Consider the following 15367-nt stretch of genomic DNA (forward strand, 5'->3'; position numbering starts at 1 on the left):
GTCGTATTGTAGTTTTATTTGTGTTGTTACGAAGGCTAAGTCTATTGTTGCTTTTTTTTTTTTTGAGTGATAGGGGTGCAGCTTGAATCTGAATGGAAGTGTGCATGAGCCGTATACGAGGTCCGTATGTACGGTTCTGTGAGAGGGATGAGGCGGCAACGCCTCACCCTACTCGATGTTGATTAACGAAGTGGAGTGACGGAGAGAAAGCCCTGTTAACGTGAAAGCCACGTGGTTTAAGGAGGTAGAATGAAATACCTGTTTTTGATGCGACATGCGAAATCCAGTTGGGATGACCCTAGCTTAGACGATCATGACCGGCCTTTGAATCCAAGAGGGTTTCGTCAAGCTCCTTTGATGGCTGAGCGCCTCAATGCTTGGTTATTGCAGCCTCAAACCATTGTAACCAGCTCAGCGCAGCGAGCGAAAGATACCGCGGTATTGGTGGCGCAGACCCTTAATGACAAGCCACCTATCCTCGTCGACACCGCCTTATATACCGAGCACAGTGGTGCGATTACTGCCGTAGCGAAACAGTTGGATGATCGTCATCAAACCGCGATGATCATTGGTCATAATCCTGCGTTGAACCTTTATCTCCAACAGGTGGGCATGTACAAAGAGAATTTACCTACGTCTGGAATAGCCGTGGTGACGTTTGAGACGACATCGTGGCAAGCGATCAACGAGGTGGATGCGCAGCTGATTTACCTTGATTGGCCAAAGCGTCAAGTGAGTTAAGTCATAATAGGCACTATATCTAGTTGAAGACAAACTACATTTAGATGAGAGGGGAAAAAGTTATCTACTAAAACTGTGGATAACCCCGTTAATTTCTTTGTTACCTTTCTTCTGAGCCCTGTACTCATCAGGGATGAGCAGGAAAAACAAAAAAGTGGCGATAAATTAACCATCAATAACGTGTCATATATTTGTCATTATGATGACGCAATCGACCGATGATGTGGAATAATAGTGCCGCCTTGAGGCAGCCCTTGCACACTGTCGCATCAGCATTCCATTGAGTAGTAGGAGAGTAGGATTGATCACGGTAGATAAACATGAAGGCTTATCGGTTCGCGTTGCCATTCTGAACGAGGAAATCAGTGCACAAGAAGTCGACTTCTACTTGTTTGTCCCCGGAGAGCTGAAGTTTGGTAAGCATGTCCTGAACGAAGATGAATTCTACCACCGCGTGCTGTCGAATAGCCGCACCTATTTTACCTCTCGCTACCACTTACCTTTGGTGCACTCTCGTTTAGCTAGCCGAGAGAAATTACCCACCGAGCAATATCGGGTCAGCCTGAGTTTGTATGCTTATCAGTACGCGCTCTCGTTAGAGAAAGCGACGCACGACTTTTTTGAGTCGGTCTCAGGGTTGGAAGACGAAGAAGCACTCGAGCAACTAGAAGATACCATCGAAATGGCGGTGGAAATCTTGCGCCGTTTGCGCCGTTACCAGCCGCAAGATACTAAGCTGGTGAAGTATTACAACAATATTGATAATTATCTGTCATGGCTGACCGAGCAACGATTTTTATCGCTTCTAGCGCATATGCCACGCGGCTCGGTGTATAAAACCATCCGCCAACAACTGGTGGAGCTTTGTGAAGCGGAAGAAGCCCATCGTTTGGTCAATCGCTACAATTCCGACAAAGCTATCAGCGATCCGACCCGTATGGTTAACAAAATGCGCCTCTTACGTCGTTTGATTGAATTTCCTGTCACCATTCGCCAAAAACCGGAAGCTTTGGGTAAGAACCTCAACAAACTCGCGAAAGCCTCGGCGACAGCGTTTGTGATGCTGTTTGTCACGACTGTGATTGTGCAGGCGCGGCAGTATTTGGGTGAGATTACCTTGTCGTTTGTCTTGGCGATGGCTGGGATCTATGCGTTGCGTGAAATTTTTAAAGATGATTTGCGTGATGCGCTATGGCGATGGATTCGTAAAGGGCGGCCCAAATGGCGCAAACGCTTTATTGACCCCACCTCGAATAGACAGATTGGTCGGCAGTTGGAGTGGCTCGATTACATCGACTTTACTGCGCTGCCGGAGGAAGTTAAAAAGCTGCGTCGTGGTAAGTTGCGTCAGCAAGAAGAGGCTGTGGTGCGTCTAAAGGTCAAAACCCAGCTAGAGACGACTCGCTTTTTGTCAGGCTATGACACGACCCGAGATGTTTGGAAGCTCGATTTTCGTTCTTTCTCACGTTTAATGGATCGCGGAAGTCAGCGTTTGTATCGTCTAAACGATGGACAGGTATTAAAAGACTCGGTTGAAAAGCGCCACCAATTCAATTTGGTGAGCTGTCAAAAGATCAAAGACCAGCCCACGGTATATCAGCGTTGGAAAATCACTGTAAACCGGTCGAAAGTGGTCGATATTGAAGAAATCCTTGACTAATTTTTCAATGAAAACGTATTTTGCCTGCTGAGGTAGTCGATACAAAAAGCATAAAAATCAATGGCACTGAGTGGCTTAGAAAAGTAATAGCCTTGAAACGCATCGACCCCCATTTGCTGTAAACTGAGCAACTGTTCTTGCGTTTCCACCCCTTCGGCAACCACGCGGATCCCGAGCTGATGTGACATATAACAAATGGTATCGACCAGTATTTGCTGACGAGAAACGGTGGCCATATGCTCGACAAAGCTACGATCTATTTTCACTTTGTCAAAGCTCAAGTGATTCAGCACCGCCATTGAGGACCATCCGGTGCCAAAATCATCCAAGGCAAGTTTAACGCCAATGTCTCGCAACTGGTTCATGAGTAGGCTAAATCGACCAATATCATCAATGGACATGGTTTCGGTGATTTCAAACACCAACCGTTTACGTTGCTCAGGGTGATGCATAAAAATATTCACCACGTCTGAGAGCAAGGCCTCACTAAAGAAAGAATCAGACAAATTGATGGCGATATCGATATGCTGATTGATGGTTTGCCACTCGGTATTCATCGCCGCATAAACTTGGCGTAGGATCCAAGTACCAAGCCGCTGTCCAAGACCGGCTTCTTCCGCTACATCGATTAATAACTGCGGACGGATTTGGCCCAAGGTTGGATGTTGCCAGCGAATTAATGCTTCACAGCTCAGTTTGTTAGGCTCTGACGATATAATCGGCTGATAGACAAGAGACAATTCATCCTGACTTTCATCCAGCAGCAGGGCATTTAAGTCATCCTTTACTTGTCGGCGTTCACGGGCATCGGCCTCGAACTTAGGCTTAAAGACCACGATACTGTCTTTTGAGGGAGAAGCATTTTTGGCCTTGAGCAAGGCCAGATCGGCATTATTCAATAGGGTATTCGCAAAGACCTCCGGATCTTTATGCAGTGCTGCATCAAGATCTGTGCTTTTGGCAATCCCAAGCGCGACGGTAAGTTGAATATCAGGATAGATGTCGTCGAGGGCGTGGCGCAATGTATCGCGAAGTGGTTGGGTGAAAAAGCTTAAATAATGGCCATCGGCCGTGGTTAAAACTGCAAATCGGTTGCCGCTTAAACGCGCGCAAGTATAGCCATAAGGTGAGCAGATACTATTAAGCTTTTGCGCGATTTTAGTGAGTGCTTGGTCCCCTTGCTCATACCCCAACAAGTCATTAATGTCTTTAAAGCGGCGAATATCGATGACAAGTAAGGTGTGTATGATATGTTTGCTCGCAGCTTTTTGTAAGGCATACAATAAATAATTCCGATTTGGAAGCTGTGTGATGCTGTCCATCCATGCCATTTTCTGTTGCGAGAGGCTGTCTCTAAACATGCGCCAAGAAAAGTATCCAAGTAGGACAAGGATCAGTCCAACGGTGAGGTAGATATGTTTTAATTGGTTAGCAAGGTATTCGCGCTGTTTGATAGCAGCAGGGCCGGTTAAATTGTTGATCATTAAATCACGCAGCGCAGGGAGCAGGGTGTCCATTTCGCCAAGCAACAGCTGTAAGCGTGGCCTCTGACCTTCTAATACCGCTTGTTCATAACGTCTGATGGTTTGAAATGCACGTTTGACCAGAGGAGTGGCACTAAAGGCTTGTCTCAACTTCTCTGTCTCGCTGCTTCGTAAAAAGGTGTCGTAGCGACTCCAGAGAATGTCGTACTTTAAAATGAGTGCACTGCGGTCTTGACGTTGAGTGTGGAGATACAAGGCGAGCTCATGGCGAAACTCGAGGGTTTCTAATTCCATTTGGGCCAATGCCCATGCTGACAATTGGGTACGCACAGCATGGCGAGAGTAGCTTTGATTGAACTGATAAAGCGTTACGACCGCGAAAATAAGGATCGAAAAGACAAAGACAATAAACCAAGTGATCGGGCGCTTAAGCATCATGAGTGTGTCACACCGCTACTCATCCATCACCTCTACACGGTTCGCTTGCCACACCATCCGACTGTGTATTATTTCGTTATCCATTAAATGATTCTCCGATAACGGGTAGATGACCCATATCGGCCCTTTATCGCGAACACGCATCCACTGGCCGTTCTTTTTTATCGCAAATATGGGGTTATACCGCTCAATATCCTCAACCGTAATGTGAGCCCAATAATCATTTAGCGCATAGACTTTGAGTGTTCTGGGCGGAATATCGAGCTGAGCGAGTAGTTTTTGTGCAGAGACACCTAAAAACCGCTGTTGGCCATCGGTCCATGGCGTGGCTGTTTCAATAGTACGATCTGCCATCGCGACGAGTTGTTCGCGCGTAAAAGCCTCTGTTCCTTCTGAGCTGGTAATCGTCAGCATCGGACTGGCAATGACTGTACGACTGGCTGTCATTGCGATCACCCAACCAACCAGCAATATCCATTGCAAGTAGCGGCCGTACTGTGCTCGGCCAATTGTGGTGCAGTGTGTCATGATATGCGCCTCCCAAGAGCTTCCTTTTAAACGTAGTTGCACGCACTGGCTTACTCAAGTGTGGGCGTGGAGGGTGCATTCGGTAGGTTTAGCAAAGTAACTTGTTCTTATATGCTAGAATATAATTCTATTTATAAATCATCATAGTCATACAATATCATGCCAGTTTGTTTATAAGTCGTCATAATGGCTAAAATAAAAAAAATTATTAAACCAATATTCTTTTAATGGGTGAAAGTATGAAACAACCCCACTTTTCTACGTTAGCTGTTCACGGTGGTGATCAAACGGATAAAGGGCACAATGCGGCTTTCCCGCCGATTTACACAGCCAGCAGTTTCATTCAATCTGACCTTAGCCATCAGGCCGATTTTGGTTACTCGCGGGTTGCGAATCCAACCCGTTCAGCTTACGAGAGTGCATTGGCAGCGCTCGAGCAAGGTTGTTATGCGACCGCGACGGCCTCGGGGATGGCAGCGACAGCCTTGGCCTTAGAACTGCTGCCGGCAGGCGCGCACATTATTGCGATGCGCGGTGTGTATGGGGGGACGCATCGCTTGTTCGACAAACTCCGCGCCACCAATAATGGGCTCAGTGTCGATTATGTCGACCTCAACGATCTCAATGCCGTAGCAGCCACGGTCAAGCCGAACACGGCGATGATCTGGATTGAAACCCCAACCAACCCCTTGTTGGAACTTGTCGATATTACCGCTATTTGCCAGTTTGCCCGCGAGCATGCGTTATTAACCTGTGTGGATAACACCTTTGCGACTGCGTGGAACCAAACGCCGCTGCGTTTAGGGGCGGATATTGTGATGTTGTCGACCAGCAAATACATTGGTGGGCATTCTGATATGATTGGCGGCGCGCTGGTCACCGCTGATGAAGCGCTGGCGAAAAAAATTGATTTTGCGAAAACCACGGTCGGCGCGATTGCCTCGCCGTTTGATGCTTATCTCGCGTTACGCGGATTAAAAACGCTCGATCTGCGTATGCAGCGCCAATGCGATAATGCGCTAAAAGTCGCGACCGCGCTGGAAAACCACCCTGCCATTGAAGCGGTTTTCTATCCGGGCTTACCGTCACACCCGCAACATGCGCTTTGTCAAACGCAAATGCGCTCAGGGGGGGCAGTGGTCACCATTCAGCTAAAAGGCACGCGGGTGGAAAGCGAGCGATTTTTAAGCCGCTTACGCTACTTCATCTTGGCGGAATCGCTCGGTGGTGTGGAGAGTATGATCAACCATTCGGCGTCCATGTCTCACGGCTCCATGAGTGAAGAGGAACGCGAGGCGATGGGGATTTTCGATACCACCTTCCGGCTTTCAGTTGGCATTGAAGATAGCCGTGACTTAATTGATGATCTTCTGCACGCGCTTGATCAGGAGGCGTCATGACGGATTATGGCGTCTGGACGGTGGTGACGCCACTGGTCACGATTGTGCTTGCTGTGGTCACGCGCCAGGTGATTCTGTCGCTGCTGGCAGGTGCGATGGTGGGTTATACCGTGATCGCCAATTTCAATCCATTCGCAGGCGTGGCGAAGGCACTGGATAGTTATATTGGTGTGTTTGCCAGCGCGGGGAACACCCGCACCATTCTGTTTTGCTTTATGGTGGGCGGGTTAATTCGTCTTATCCAAGTCACAGGCGGCACGCGGGCTGTGATTCATGCGCTCACCGAGCGTGCTCAATTGGTGAAAAACCCGATTGCGGTGCAGTTGCTCGCGATGGTCACCACCATGCTGATTTTTATTGAAAGCTCAATTTCTATTATGTCAGCGGGGACGGTGAGTCGTGATTTAGCCGATCATTATCGCGTCTCTCGCGAGAAGCTCGCCTATGTGATCCAGTCATCCTGCGTTGCGACTTGCTCCAGTGTGATGATCAATGGTTGGGGCGCCGCGATGATGGCGATTATCGGCGTGCAAGTCAGCAAAAGATATGTTGAAGGCGAGCCCTTCACCATTCTATTGCACGCCATCCCTTACAACTTAATGGCATGGCTCTCCTTGCTCGCGGTGCTGTTTTATGTGCTCACTGGGGCGAGTTGGGGGCCAATGGCGAAAGCTGACCAACGTGCGGCAGCTGGACAAGTACTGCGTGAGGGCGCCTTTCCTATTGCTGGCGATCATCAGCGCGATGATGAGCCGCTAGGCAAAGTGAGCTATTTTGTTTTGCCGTTACTGAGCACCATTTTAATGGTGCCGGTGGGCCTGTTTATCACGGGTAATGGCGATATTGCCTCTGGGTCGGGCTCGACCGCTGTTTTTTGGGCGGTGATGGCAGGGACTGCGGTCGCGATGGCTTTCTTTATCGGCACGCGCGTCTTGTCGTTAGATGCCTTTTTCCGCCACCTGTTAGCCGGATACGCGAATATGATGCCTCTGGGGGCAATTATGTCGCTGGCATTTTTAATGGGGGATTTATCGGCAGACTTACATACGGGACACTACATCACTGAAGTGATTGATGGCATTTTGCCTGCAGGATTATCAGCCGCTTTTGTCTTTGTGATTGCCGCGATTATGTCATTGGCGACTGGGACCTCGTGGGGCACGTTTGCAATCATGATCCCGATTGGTATTCAGATTGGTGCAGCGACAGGCATTGACCCGCACTTGATGATTGGCGCATCGATATCTGGGGCCATTTTTGGCGATATGACGTCACCGATCAGTGATACAGGCATTGTCGCGTCGATGGCGACGGGTAACGATCACGTCGACCATATCCGTACGCAATTCCCTTATGTCTTTGCGGTGGGGGGAGTGACCGCGGTCTTATTTGCGATATTGGGAAGCGCTTAAGCGCACACTCGGTTAGAAAAAGAAACTGTCCTTGCGAGTTAGCAAGGACAGTTTGTTAATGCCCAAGTACATGGAGTCAGTCTTTTCGGGCAAAAGGGGCAAGCGAAGGTTGATCTTGTTGTCTAATAAAATGTAGACAACGAGTCTAGGAATGTCTAGTTACCTACCCAGTCAAGCCTGTGTAATAGGGCTTGTGGCTTGGTTGAGATACGCAATAATATCATCTGATTCATACATCCATTGCACCTCATCGCCCTGTTGAATACGCAAACAGGGGACTTTAATCTTTCCGCCTCCCTGTTCCAGCTCACGTCGGGCGGCCATATCGCGCTTGGCGTCTTTTGCCGCTAGTGGCAGTCCAAGCTTTCGGCTTGCTTGACGAACTTTGACGCAAAATGGACATGCTTGAAATTGATATAAGGTCACTTGCTTTGAAAACGCGACCATGGCTTGGTGCTGATCTGCGTTCAGCTTTGGTGGCTTAGGCTTAGTGAGCGCTTCAACAACGAGAATGATCCGGCCAAGGATCCAACGAATAACACCCATTTTCACTCCCTGTGTGTATCAAAGTGCAGAGTTTAACACGACAGCGCACGTGACCCTATATCAGGGTTTGTTTCTAAATGGTGACAATGTGTTTCTGATGTGAAACACAGTGGCGTTGTATGGCGCCTTTTGGCTGGTAAACTAACCATCCTGCAACCTCACGATAATAAGCAAACGATTACAGGTACCCTATGACACTGCAAGCCATTGACTTTCAAGCGCCCAATGCGGAGCAAGCTTTTGTTGAATCCTTACGCGAAACGGGATTTGGCGTGCTTAAAAACCACCCACTACAACAGCAGCTCGTGGCTGATATTTACAACCAATGGGAAGGTTTTTTTAACACCGAGGAAAAACACGCATTTACCTTTAAGCCCGATACCCAAGATGGTTTTTTCCCCTCTAAAATTGCGGAAACGGCGAAAGGCCACACGAAGCGCGATTTAAAGGAATTTTTTCACTACTACCCTTGGGGGCAGTGTCCTTCGGCCCTCCGTGACAACCTGCAATCTTACTATCAACAAGCGACCAGCTTGGCTGAGACCTTGTTGTCATGGGTTGAGCGTCAGTCACCGGATAGCGTCAGTGAGCACTACTCACAATCACTTTCTAGCATGATTGCAGGGAGTGAGCAGACATTGTTGCGCGTATTACATTACCCGCCGTTAAAAGGCGATGAAGAGCTAGGTGCTATCCGTGCTGCCGCCCACGAAGATATTAATCTGTTGACCATCCTACCAGCAGCGAATGAGCCGGGCCTGCAAGTGAAAGCGAAAGATGGGCATTGGTTAGATGTGCCGTGTGACTTCGGTAATTTAATTGTCAATATTGGCGATATGCTACAAGAAGCATCGGGCGGCTACTTCCCCTCAACCACCCATCGCGTGATTAATCCTGAAGGCGCTGATAAAACCAAAGCACGGATCTCGTTACCGCTGTTTTTACATCCGAAACCAGATGTGGTGCTGTCTTCTCGCTATACGGCGAAAAGTTATCTGACTGAGCGTTTACGTGAATTAGGTGTTCTGTAAGCGAAAACAAAAGCCGAGGTGATATGTCCCTCGGCTTTTTATTTAGACCCGTTTCGCGTATTGCAAGTTAAGCGTCATCCCCCAAGGCCTCTTCGATGCGCTCGGCGGCCTCTTCATTCACCCATTGGTGCCAAAGGTCGCGATAGCGGCGTAAGAACTCATCGGCAGCGATCTCGCCATCAGCTTGATAATCATCCATCCAAGCGAGCATCTCGCTCATGACGCTATTATCGTATTCACGTTGCTGAACGTAGCGAAAGGCGACCGGCGATTGCTCCGCAAATGACGCTGTTGTGAGTGTGTGCACGGGAGAGGTGGGAAATGCAGTGACTTTTGGGGTCTGGCATTCCGCTTGAGTGATACAATTTTTATAGTGCTCAAGATCAACTTCTGCGCCAAGGTCCACTTCGACCATTTCATATTTGCCCATCACCGGCGTCGGTGCCCAGTAATAACCAAACCACGCGTCACGACGATCATTGGCACGAGCAATGGTTCCAGCCAGGCCAGCGGCAGAGCCGGGATCGATCATCTCAAAACCGGCTTCACCCAGTTGAAGTGCATCAAAAAGGTGCTTGGCAGAAATTTGGCAAGTCCATCCGGCGGGGCAGCCCATAAACGCCGCTTTGTCGGGGTCTTCAGGGTGTGGAAATAATTCTGGATGTGACTTAATACCTTCAATGGTAGCAAGCTCTGGATGTTGGTCCACCATGTATTTTGGCACCCAAAAGCCTTCATTTCCGCCTTGGCTAAATGCATTGCCGGCGTATTTGAGTCGCCCATCAGCCACCCCTTTATCGAGCATTGCTTTGTGCGAGTTGGTCCAGAACTCAGGTGCAATGTCCGGCTCACCCTTTTCTGTCATCGATACGCCTGTTGGCATGGTGTCACCGGGGACCAAACGCACGTCGCAGCCATAGCCGTTAGCGAGGATAAATTGATCAACATGTGCCATCAGCGTGGCCGAATTCCAATTCATATCCGCAATCGTGACATCACCGCAGGCTGGCTCATCGGCGTAGGCGTTTGGCGTCGAGATAAACAATGGAGAAAGTAGGAGGGCACAGAGTAGGGGTCGCATAGATCGTCCTTGAAAGTCGCTAGTGTTAGGTCAAAACCAAAACGTAACATGCGTCTGATACAAGGTCTATACTGGTTGAAGCGCAAGGTGCTGAATCACAATCTAAAAACACATTTTTTGATCTTTAGGTTAATATCGCTCGTTATAAACGCTAGTGGTACGCCTCCGTACAAATTGTTGAGCGCGTTGCCGTCGCACCTTTGCTTTGATGACTGATTGTCGAGGAACCTTACATGCCACGCCAAGAACAGCTCAACGCCATTGAACAACAAGATGATGTAATCGCCCTGTCGGGATCGCAAGCGGCTTTAAAGCTGGGAAGCGCAGCCCTAGTGCGTATGCATGTGCACACGCCGATGAAAGGGTTATTTCGCTTTAATGCCATTATGCTTGGTACAGACGGAAAACGTTACTGCTACACCCAAATCCCGTCTCTATCTGCGCAGCAAAAAGGGCAATATTTAAACCCAGGCTTTCAAGTGCGATTGCATGGTGTGGCAGCAGATGGGTCGCTAGTCCGATTCAGTGGCAAGGTGCAAGGCGTGCTCGAGAGCCACTGCAGTATTGTGTGCATTGAGCTTCTTCGTGAAGGCGCGACAGCCACGCCGTTGCGACAAGACAAGCGCTTTCCAGTGGCGCTATCAGCGACGCTTGCCACAGAGGGAATGAGCAAGATTGAGGTGGAGATACGCGATTTGTCGGTTGGCGGATGTTTATTTGCTTACCGTTCAATGGGCGCCAAATTAGCACCAGAAAAAAAGGCAACGTTGAACCTCGACCATATCGCCCCGAATCAAGATCTCACGCTTAATGGTTCGATACTCTCACACCGATTACTCAGCGATGATTACTTGTGTGGCTTTCAGTTTGACGATCGTAGCAAGGCACGCAGTACGTGGTTAATCACCAACCTTGCCTTCGATGGCACCTATTACCGATTAGCGGTGACCAATAATAAAGGTGAAACGTCTCTGAATTGGTCTTAATCTTCTTACATGCGCGGGGTCATTTTCAGTAAGCTGCCGTTTCGTTTATCTGTAAGAAGCAAAATGCTGCCGTCATTGGCTTGAATGACGTCGCGGATACGCCCGAACTGACCATCAAATAGCCGCTCTTCGCTCACCACGTTACCGTCTTCGAGGGTTAGGCGCACCAACAGACCAAATTTTAACGATCCAAGCAGTAGGTTGTCTTGCCACATCGGGAAGCGATCACTGTCCACCATGATCATGCCTGACGGTGCAATTGACGGATCCCAATAATAGACAGGTTGCTGCATACCTTCTTTCGCGGTGCCTTCACCAATTTGTGTGCCCAATCCGTAATTCACCCCATAAGTGATGATCGGCCAGCCATAGTTAACCCCTTTTTCGATGATATTGAGTTCATCGCCACCTTGAGGGCCGTGTTCATGCGCCCAGACAGTGCTGCCATTATTATCGAGTGTGATACCTTGCACATTGCGATGACCGTAACTAAAAATCTCGGGCTTTTTTGCATCGTGAGCAGAGAACGGATTGTCGACCGGCAAACTGCCATCGAGGTTTAACCGCACTAAACTCCCCAAATGATCGGTAATAAACTGGGCGCGGTCACGGTGGCCGCGGTCGCCCAGCGTGATGTAAAGGTGCTCTTGGGTCACCAATAGGCGACTGCCAAAGTGACGGGTTCCGCCGCGTTTGGGCAATGCAGTAAAAATGACCTTGCTATTGATGAGAACATCTTGTGACAGCGTTGCTTTGAGAACTTCTGTTCCCGCTTGACCGCGTTCATCTTCTGCAGCGTAAGAAAGGTATAGGGTGCCGGTCGCGGGGAAGTCAGGCGCTAACGCAATATCAAATAGCCCTCCTTGCCCCTGCTGATAGACGCCTTTGGGTACTCCTAATATGTTCACTGTCAGTCCATTAGGCGTTAGGCGTTTTAAGGTGCCGTTCCGTTCAGTGATCAGGATATCGCCATTAGGTAGCTCGGCCATCCCCCATGGGTGGTCGAAACCACTTTTCACTTCCTCGACATTCACAGTGACCGTCTCCGTCTCGACAGTCACCCCGTGCGCGCTCAACGGCGTGCACACTACGAACATCAACAAAAAAATCGACGATATCCGGTGCATGACGACCTCCTTGATCAGTGGACGCTGAGTTTACGATAGAGGCGATCTTTAAGGTGTGCACGTTGCTTTTTCATCGCGGTAAAAATGTCGTCGCTGGTTGGGATCTGCTTCATTTCTAGGCCACGAATATGATGATCGAGCTGATGATAACGCTTGGCATCAAGTTGGAAGTCAGGATCGTTCGCCTTCAAGTCATGAATGCGTTCACGGTACTCTGGGAACTCAAAGATAAGCGCATGATTTTCGCCTTGCATAAACACCTCCTTCTCACCTTGTGATGCTATTAAGGCTAGGCGTGCTTTGCCGATCTCTCCAGTTTCAGTCTGCTTGATTCGGGTCGAGAGGCGGGATGCTGGGCTCGACGGCTTTCGCCGCTTTTTTATCGGGGAAATGGATGGTTTTGCCGTCAGCTGTCAATAAGCTGATGGTATGTGGCGAACCGTCCGGTTGTAAGGTGACCAGCCCGACAGCACTGGCGTTCACCAAGCGCTTAGGACCTGCGGTGTCGGGATCACGCCTATCAATCCGCATGCGCTTTCGCTTGGTTAGCCAATTAAATGGTGAGCGAGGACTGAACAAAATACGATCGCACCATTCACAAATACTCAGCAGCGGCTCTGGGAAATTGTTTTTAAAGCCGCTCGCGGTAATTTGCCATAAGCGCGGGCTATTGGTACGAAAACGAATACGAATGTCGTAGGCAAATGAGTAGTGCACATCACCTGACAAAATCACATAGTTGGTTGGCGTACGCTGGTGGCGGAAAATACTCAGTAAGGTATTAGCACTGCCCGGATGAGCCATCCAGTTCTCAGCATCGACAATGGTAGGTTTACCGAGCCAAATTGCGATACGTTGTAATACTTCAATAAATTTTACCCCGAACATAGGCGCGGCCGAGACAATGACCGCACTATCATGCTTAAGCAAGTCATGCTGAAAATCCATCAGAGCTTCCCAGTCCATCAAGCCGGATGGGCGGTTCATACTGGACTCCGACCGCCACCGACGAGTTCGAGTATCGAGTACCACTACACAGGGGGTCGTCGGTACGTTGTAATGCCAATGCTCAAAGCGAAGTAGCGTCTCAATCATTGCGTCGTGCGCACTATCATTCGGGTCATCGCCAGACTGACCAAACTGGCTAGCTGTCGCAAGCGCAATAAACGAGGGATCAAACTGTTTAGGGTCATTTCCCCAGCCTTGGCATAGCCAATAGGCAAACAGGCCGTTGCCAATAATGCGCCGTGAAAAGGGCTGTTGATAGGCTGCTTGCTCCCAGCCTACGGTGATGTTCCAGTCATCGGTGATGTCGTGGTCATCAAAAATCATATAGGTGGCGAGATGCGCGAACAGACGCCTGACTTGGGGCAGACCGTGTTGAAAATGACTCAGGGCTTGCTCTTCACGCTGATACCGTGACTGCTGTTGTGGCGTTAACGTGCGGTTGAGTGCGACTGAGGCTGTATTTGTGATGCGCCACGCTTCTGGCGACCACACCAGTAAATACATGGCGAAATGTTCGGCAAAGCTAATCAGGTGATTGCTGGTTGTCTGGGAGGTGAAGATCGGCAGCGCACGCCCTTTTAACCGCTCGAACAGAGAACCATACCGTGCGCGCTGTGCGGGTAACAATTTTGTTCGGTTGAGGTAGCCATCAGGGTGGGTATCGAGTTCCCGGCAATGAGTAATCGGTGCGGCGTCAAAGTATTCATTTTTGAGCTCCAGCCGAGCAATCAAGGCTCTGATCCGCTGCAACATTGGTGTGGCGACATCATCGGCGTAAATCTGATCTCCGCTCATAATGAGCATGCCCGGCCATTGTGAGATCTCCTCATTGGCGAGTTTATCGTCGAGTGTGACCAGTGCATCATCACACTGATGGTGCGGGTGCCGACATGAGCCATGCGCTAAATGGTTCGCTTGGGAGGGGATCACAAAGTGCGGTGAACGTTCACCTTCATAGAGTAAATCGGGTATCCATTCAGACAAGGGCTTTTGATCGAGTAAGATGTCGTAACGCAATGGTACATCGAGCGGAAAGCCGTGCGCACATCGGAGATGAGCTAGCACCACCCACGCATGCTTCCCTGCGCGAAATTGCTGTGCCGAGGAGAGTGGCATCGCGGCAAGGAGGGTCTGATCATCAAAAACGGATAATGTGCCTTTGTCTGGCGGCGTTGATAATACTGCCCATACGACGACTTCATGTTGAGTGGTTCGCCGTAACATGGGGCCAGCAATAAAACGGGGCAGGGAAGAGGCGTCCGGATTCAATGTTCGTTTCCTTTTTCTGTCTGTTTGTCATCTTGGCATTTTTTGGGGAAAGGATGCAAAACGTATGTGATAATCGCTTGTTTTGGCGTCTTTTTAGCCATTTGAACATGAAAAGCGATAAATCACCGTAAAAGGGGTTGCACCCTTTGCTGCAATCGCCTACCATCCTTTTCGTTGTTACGAAACACGTTTCCCCCATAGTTCAGTTGGTAGAACGGCGGACTGTTAATCCGTATGTCACTGGTTCGAGTCCAGTTGGGGGAGCCAAATTTAGAAAAAAGCGCTAGCCGAGAGGTTGGCGCTTTTTTTATGGTGTTAGTATCAAAGAATGTTGATGAATTAGGCTTTCCCTCGAGCCTGCTTATTGTATAGATAGGTGCTCACTCAATGCTCTCTAAATTTTTAACTGTTCCGCTTCACGGAATATGTCACTGAGCTGGGCGCCCCCGTTGAGTCCAGTTGGGGGAGCCAAATTTAGAAAAAAGCGCTAGCCGAAAGGCTGGCGCTTTTTTTATGGTGTTAGTATCAAAGAATGCTGATGAATTAGGCTTTCCCTCGAGCCTGCCTATTGTATAGATAGGTGCTCACTCAATGCTCTCTAAATTTTTAATTGTTCCGCTTCGCGGAATATGTCACTGTGTAACCCTCCCTGTTTT

13 protein-coding genes and 1 tRNA gene are annotated in these 15367 nt (G+C 49.2%); 7 read left to right on the forward strand and 7 right to left on the reverse strand.

Features of this window, described 5'->3' with window-relative positions; all coding sequences use genetic code 11:
- The first annotated feature begins 249 nt into the window (after nucleotides 1–249).
- On the forward strand, nucleotides 250–741 hold the full coding sequence (locus tag BGK46_RS01115; RefSeq protein ID WP_069586632.1) for a SixA phosphatase family protein: 492 nt from the start codon (nucleotides 250–252) through the stop codon (nucleotides 739–741).
- A gap of 301 nt (nucleotides 742–1042) precedes the next feature.
- Entirely contained in the window at nucleotides 1043–2401 is a 1359-nt protein-coding gene (locus tag BGK46_RS01120; RefSeq protein ID WP_069586633.1) for a hypothetical protein, read from the forward strand.
- On the opposite strand, the gene BGK46_RS01125 is transcribed toward BGK46_RS01120, so the two are convergent.
- Nucleotides 2398–4323, reverse strand: coding sequence for a putative bifunctional diguanylate cyclase/phosphodiesterase (locus BGK46_RS01125; RefSeq protein WP_084781177.1), 1926 nt, complete (start codon nucleotides 4321–4323; stop codon nucleotides 2398–2400). The genes BGK46_RS01120 and BGK46_RS01125 overlap by 4 nt on opposite strands.
- 15 nt (nucleotides 4324–4338) lie before the next feature.
- On the reverse strand, nucleotides 4339–4770 hold the full coding sequence (locus BGK46_RS01130; protein ID WP_371414256.1) for an oxidoreductase: 432 nt from the start codon (nucleotides 4768–4770) through the stop codon (nucleotides 4339–4341).
- A gap of 320 nt (nucleotides 4771–5090) precedes the next feature.
- On the opposite strand from BGK46_RS01130, the gene BGK46_RS01135 reads away from it, so the two are divergent.
- Both BGK46_RS01135 and BGK46_RS01140 read left to right on the forward strand, forming a co-directional pair.
- Nucleotides 5091–6251, forward strand: coding sequence for a trans-sulfuration enzyme family protein (locus BGK46_RS01135; protein WP_069586634.1), 1161 nt, complete (start codon nucleotides 5091–5093; stop codon nucleotides 6249–6251).
- Nucleotides 6248–7663 carry a Na+/H+ antiporter NhaC family protein gene (locus BGK46_RS01140; protein WP_069586635.1) on the forward strand — a complete coding sequence of 472 codons (1416 nt, stop codon included), beginning with the start codon at nucleotides 6248–6250 and terminating at the stop codon, nucleotides 7661–7663. Before BGK46_RS01135 ends, BGK46_RS01140 begins: the two co-directional genes overlap by 4 nt.
- A gap of 171 nt (nucleotides 7664–7834) precedes the next feature.
- On the opposite strand, the gene BGK46_RS01145 is transcribed toward BGK46_RS01140, so the two are convergent.
- Nucleotides 7835–8209: a glutaredoxin family protein gene (locus BGK46_RS01145; RefSeq protein ID WP_069586636.1), complete on the reverse strand. Its 375-nt coding sequence runs from the start codon at nucleotides 8207–8209 to the stop codon at nucleotides 7835–7837.
- A gap of 191 nt (nucleotides 8210–8400) precedes the next feature.
- On the opposite strand from BGK46_RS01145, the gene BGK46_RS01150 reads away from it, so the two are divergent.
- Nucleotides 8401–9240 (forward strand): isopenicillin N synthase family dioxygenase, encoded by an 840-nt coding sequence (locus BGK46_RS01150; protein WP_069586637.1) that lies wholly within the window; start codon nucleotides 8401–8403, stop codon nucleotides 9238–9240.
- 67 nt (nucleotides 9241–9307) lie between these two features.
- On the opposite strand, the gene BGK46_RS01155 is transcribed toward BGK46_RS01150, so the two are convergent.
- A complete protein-coding gene (locus BGK46_RS01155; protein ID WP_069586638.1) occupies nucleotides 9308–10321 on the reverse strand; it encodes a glycine betaine ABC transporter substrate-binding protein in 1014 nt (337 codons plus the stop codon).
- Between the two features lie 233 nt (nucleotides 10322–10554).
- Here BGK46_RS01155 and BGK46_RS01160 point away from each other — a divergent pair, with 233 nt between their 5' ends.
- Complete coding sequence (locus BGK46_RS01160; protein WP_069586639.1) at nucleotides 10555–11307, forward strand: PilZ domain-containing protein; 753 nt, start codon at nucleotides 10555–10557, stop codon at nucleotides 11305–11307.
- A 5-nt stretch (nucleotides 11308–11312) separates the two neighbouring features.
- Here the strand turns inward: BGK46_RS01160 and BGK46_RS01165 are convergent, their stop codons facing one another.
- The 3 genes from BGK46_RS01165 to BGK46_RS01175 all read right to left on the reverse strand — a co-directional run bounded on the left by BGK46_RS01165 (nucleotide 11313) and on the right by BGK46_RS01175 (nucleotide 14666).
- The gene (locus BGK46_RS01165; protein WP_069586640.1) at nucleotides 11313–12434 is read right to left on the reverse strand and encodes a PQQ-dependent sugar dehydrogenase; all 1122 of its coding nucleotides are present in this window, start codon (nucleotides 12432–12434) and stop codon (nucleotides 11313–11315) included.
- 14 nt (nucleotides 12435–12448) lie between these two features.
- Nucleotides 12449–12688, reverse strand: coding sequence for a YdcH family protein (locus tag BGK46_RS01170; RefSeq protein WP_069586641.1), 240 nt, complete (start codon nucleotides 12686–12688; stop codon nucleotides 12449–12451).
- A 64-nt stretch (nucleotides 12689–12752) separates the two neighbouring features.
- The gene (locus BGK46_RS01175; protein WP_069586644.1) at nucleotides 12753–14666 is read right to left on the reverse strand and encodes a hypothetical protein; all 1914 of its coding nucleotides are present in this window, start codon (nucleotides 14664–14666) and stop codon (nucleotides 12753–12755) included.
- Between the two features lie 236 nt (nucleotides 14667–14902).
- Here BGK46_RS01175 and BGK46_RS01180 point away from each other — a divergent pair.
- Nucleotides 14903–14978, forward strand: a tRNA-Asn gene (locus BGK46_RS01180).
- Nucleotides 14979–15367: the final 389 nt, after the last annotated feature.

The sequence above is a fragment of the Salinivibrio sp. SS2 genome (genome assembly GCF_001722075.1).
Lineage (GTDB): Bacteria > Pseudomonadota > Gammaproteobacteria > Enterobacterales > Vibrionaceae > Salinivibrio > Salinivibrio proteolyticus.

What these genes read in the sequence shown, in the direction of transcription:
- BGK46_RS01115 (WP_069586632.1), top strand. Translation starts at nt 250, where the DNA reads ATGAAATACCTGTTTTTGATGCGACATGCGAAATCCAGTTGGGATGAC.
- BGK46_RS01125 (WP_084781177.1), bottom strand. Translation starts at nt 4,323, where the DNA reads ATGATGCTTAAGCGCCCGATCACTTGGTTTATTGTCTTTGTCTTTTCG.
- BGK46_RS01130 (WP_371414256.1), bottom strand. Translation starts at nt 4,770, where the DNA reads ATGACAGCCAGTCGTACAGTCATTGCCAGTCCGATGCTGACGATTACC.
- BGK46_RS01135 (WP_069586634.1), top strand. Translation starts at nt 5,091, where the DNA reads ATGAAACAACCCCACTTTTCTACGTTAGCTGTTCACGGTGGTGATCAA.
- BGK46_RS01140 (WP_069586635.1), top strand. Translation starts at nt 6,248, where the DNA reads ATGACGGATTATGGCGTCTGGACGGTGGTGACGCCACTGGTCACGATT.
- BGK46_RS01145 (WP_069586636.1), bottom strand. Translation starts at nt 8,209, where the DNA reads ATGGGTGTTATTCGTTGGATCCTTGGCCGGATCATTCTCGTTGTTGAA.
- BGK46_RS01150 (WP_069586637.1), top strand. Translation starts at nt 8,401, where the DNA reads ATGACACTGCAAGCCATTGACTTTCAAGCGCCCAATGCGGAGCAAGCT.
- BGK46_RS01155 (WP_069586638.1), bottom strand. Translation starts at nt 10,321, where the DNA reads ATGCGACCCCTACTCTGTGCCCTCCTACTTTCTCCATTGTTTATCTCG.
- BGK46_RS01160 (WP_069586639.1), top strand. Translation starts at nt 10,555, where the DNA reads ATGCCACGCCAAGAACAGCTCAACGCCATTGAACAACAAGATGATGTA.
- BGK46_RS01165 (WP_069586640.1), bottom strand. Translation starts at nt 12,434, where the DNA reads ATGCACCGGATATCGTCGATTTTTTTGTTGATGTTCGTAGTGTGCACG.
- BGK46_RS01170 (WP_069586641.1), bottom strand. Translation starts at nt 12,688, where the DNA reads ATGCAAGGCGAAAATCATGCGCTTATCTTTGAGTTCCCAGAGTACCGT.
- BGK46_RS01175 (WP_069586644.1), bottom strand. Translation starts at nt 14,666, where the DNA reads ATGTTACGGCGAACCACTCAACATGAAGTCGTCGTATGGGCAGTATTA.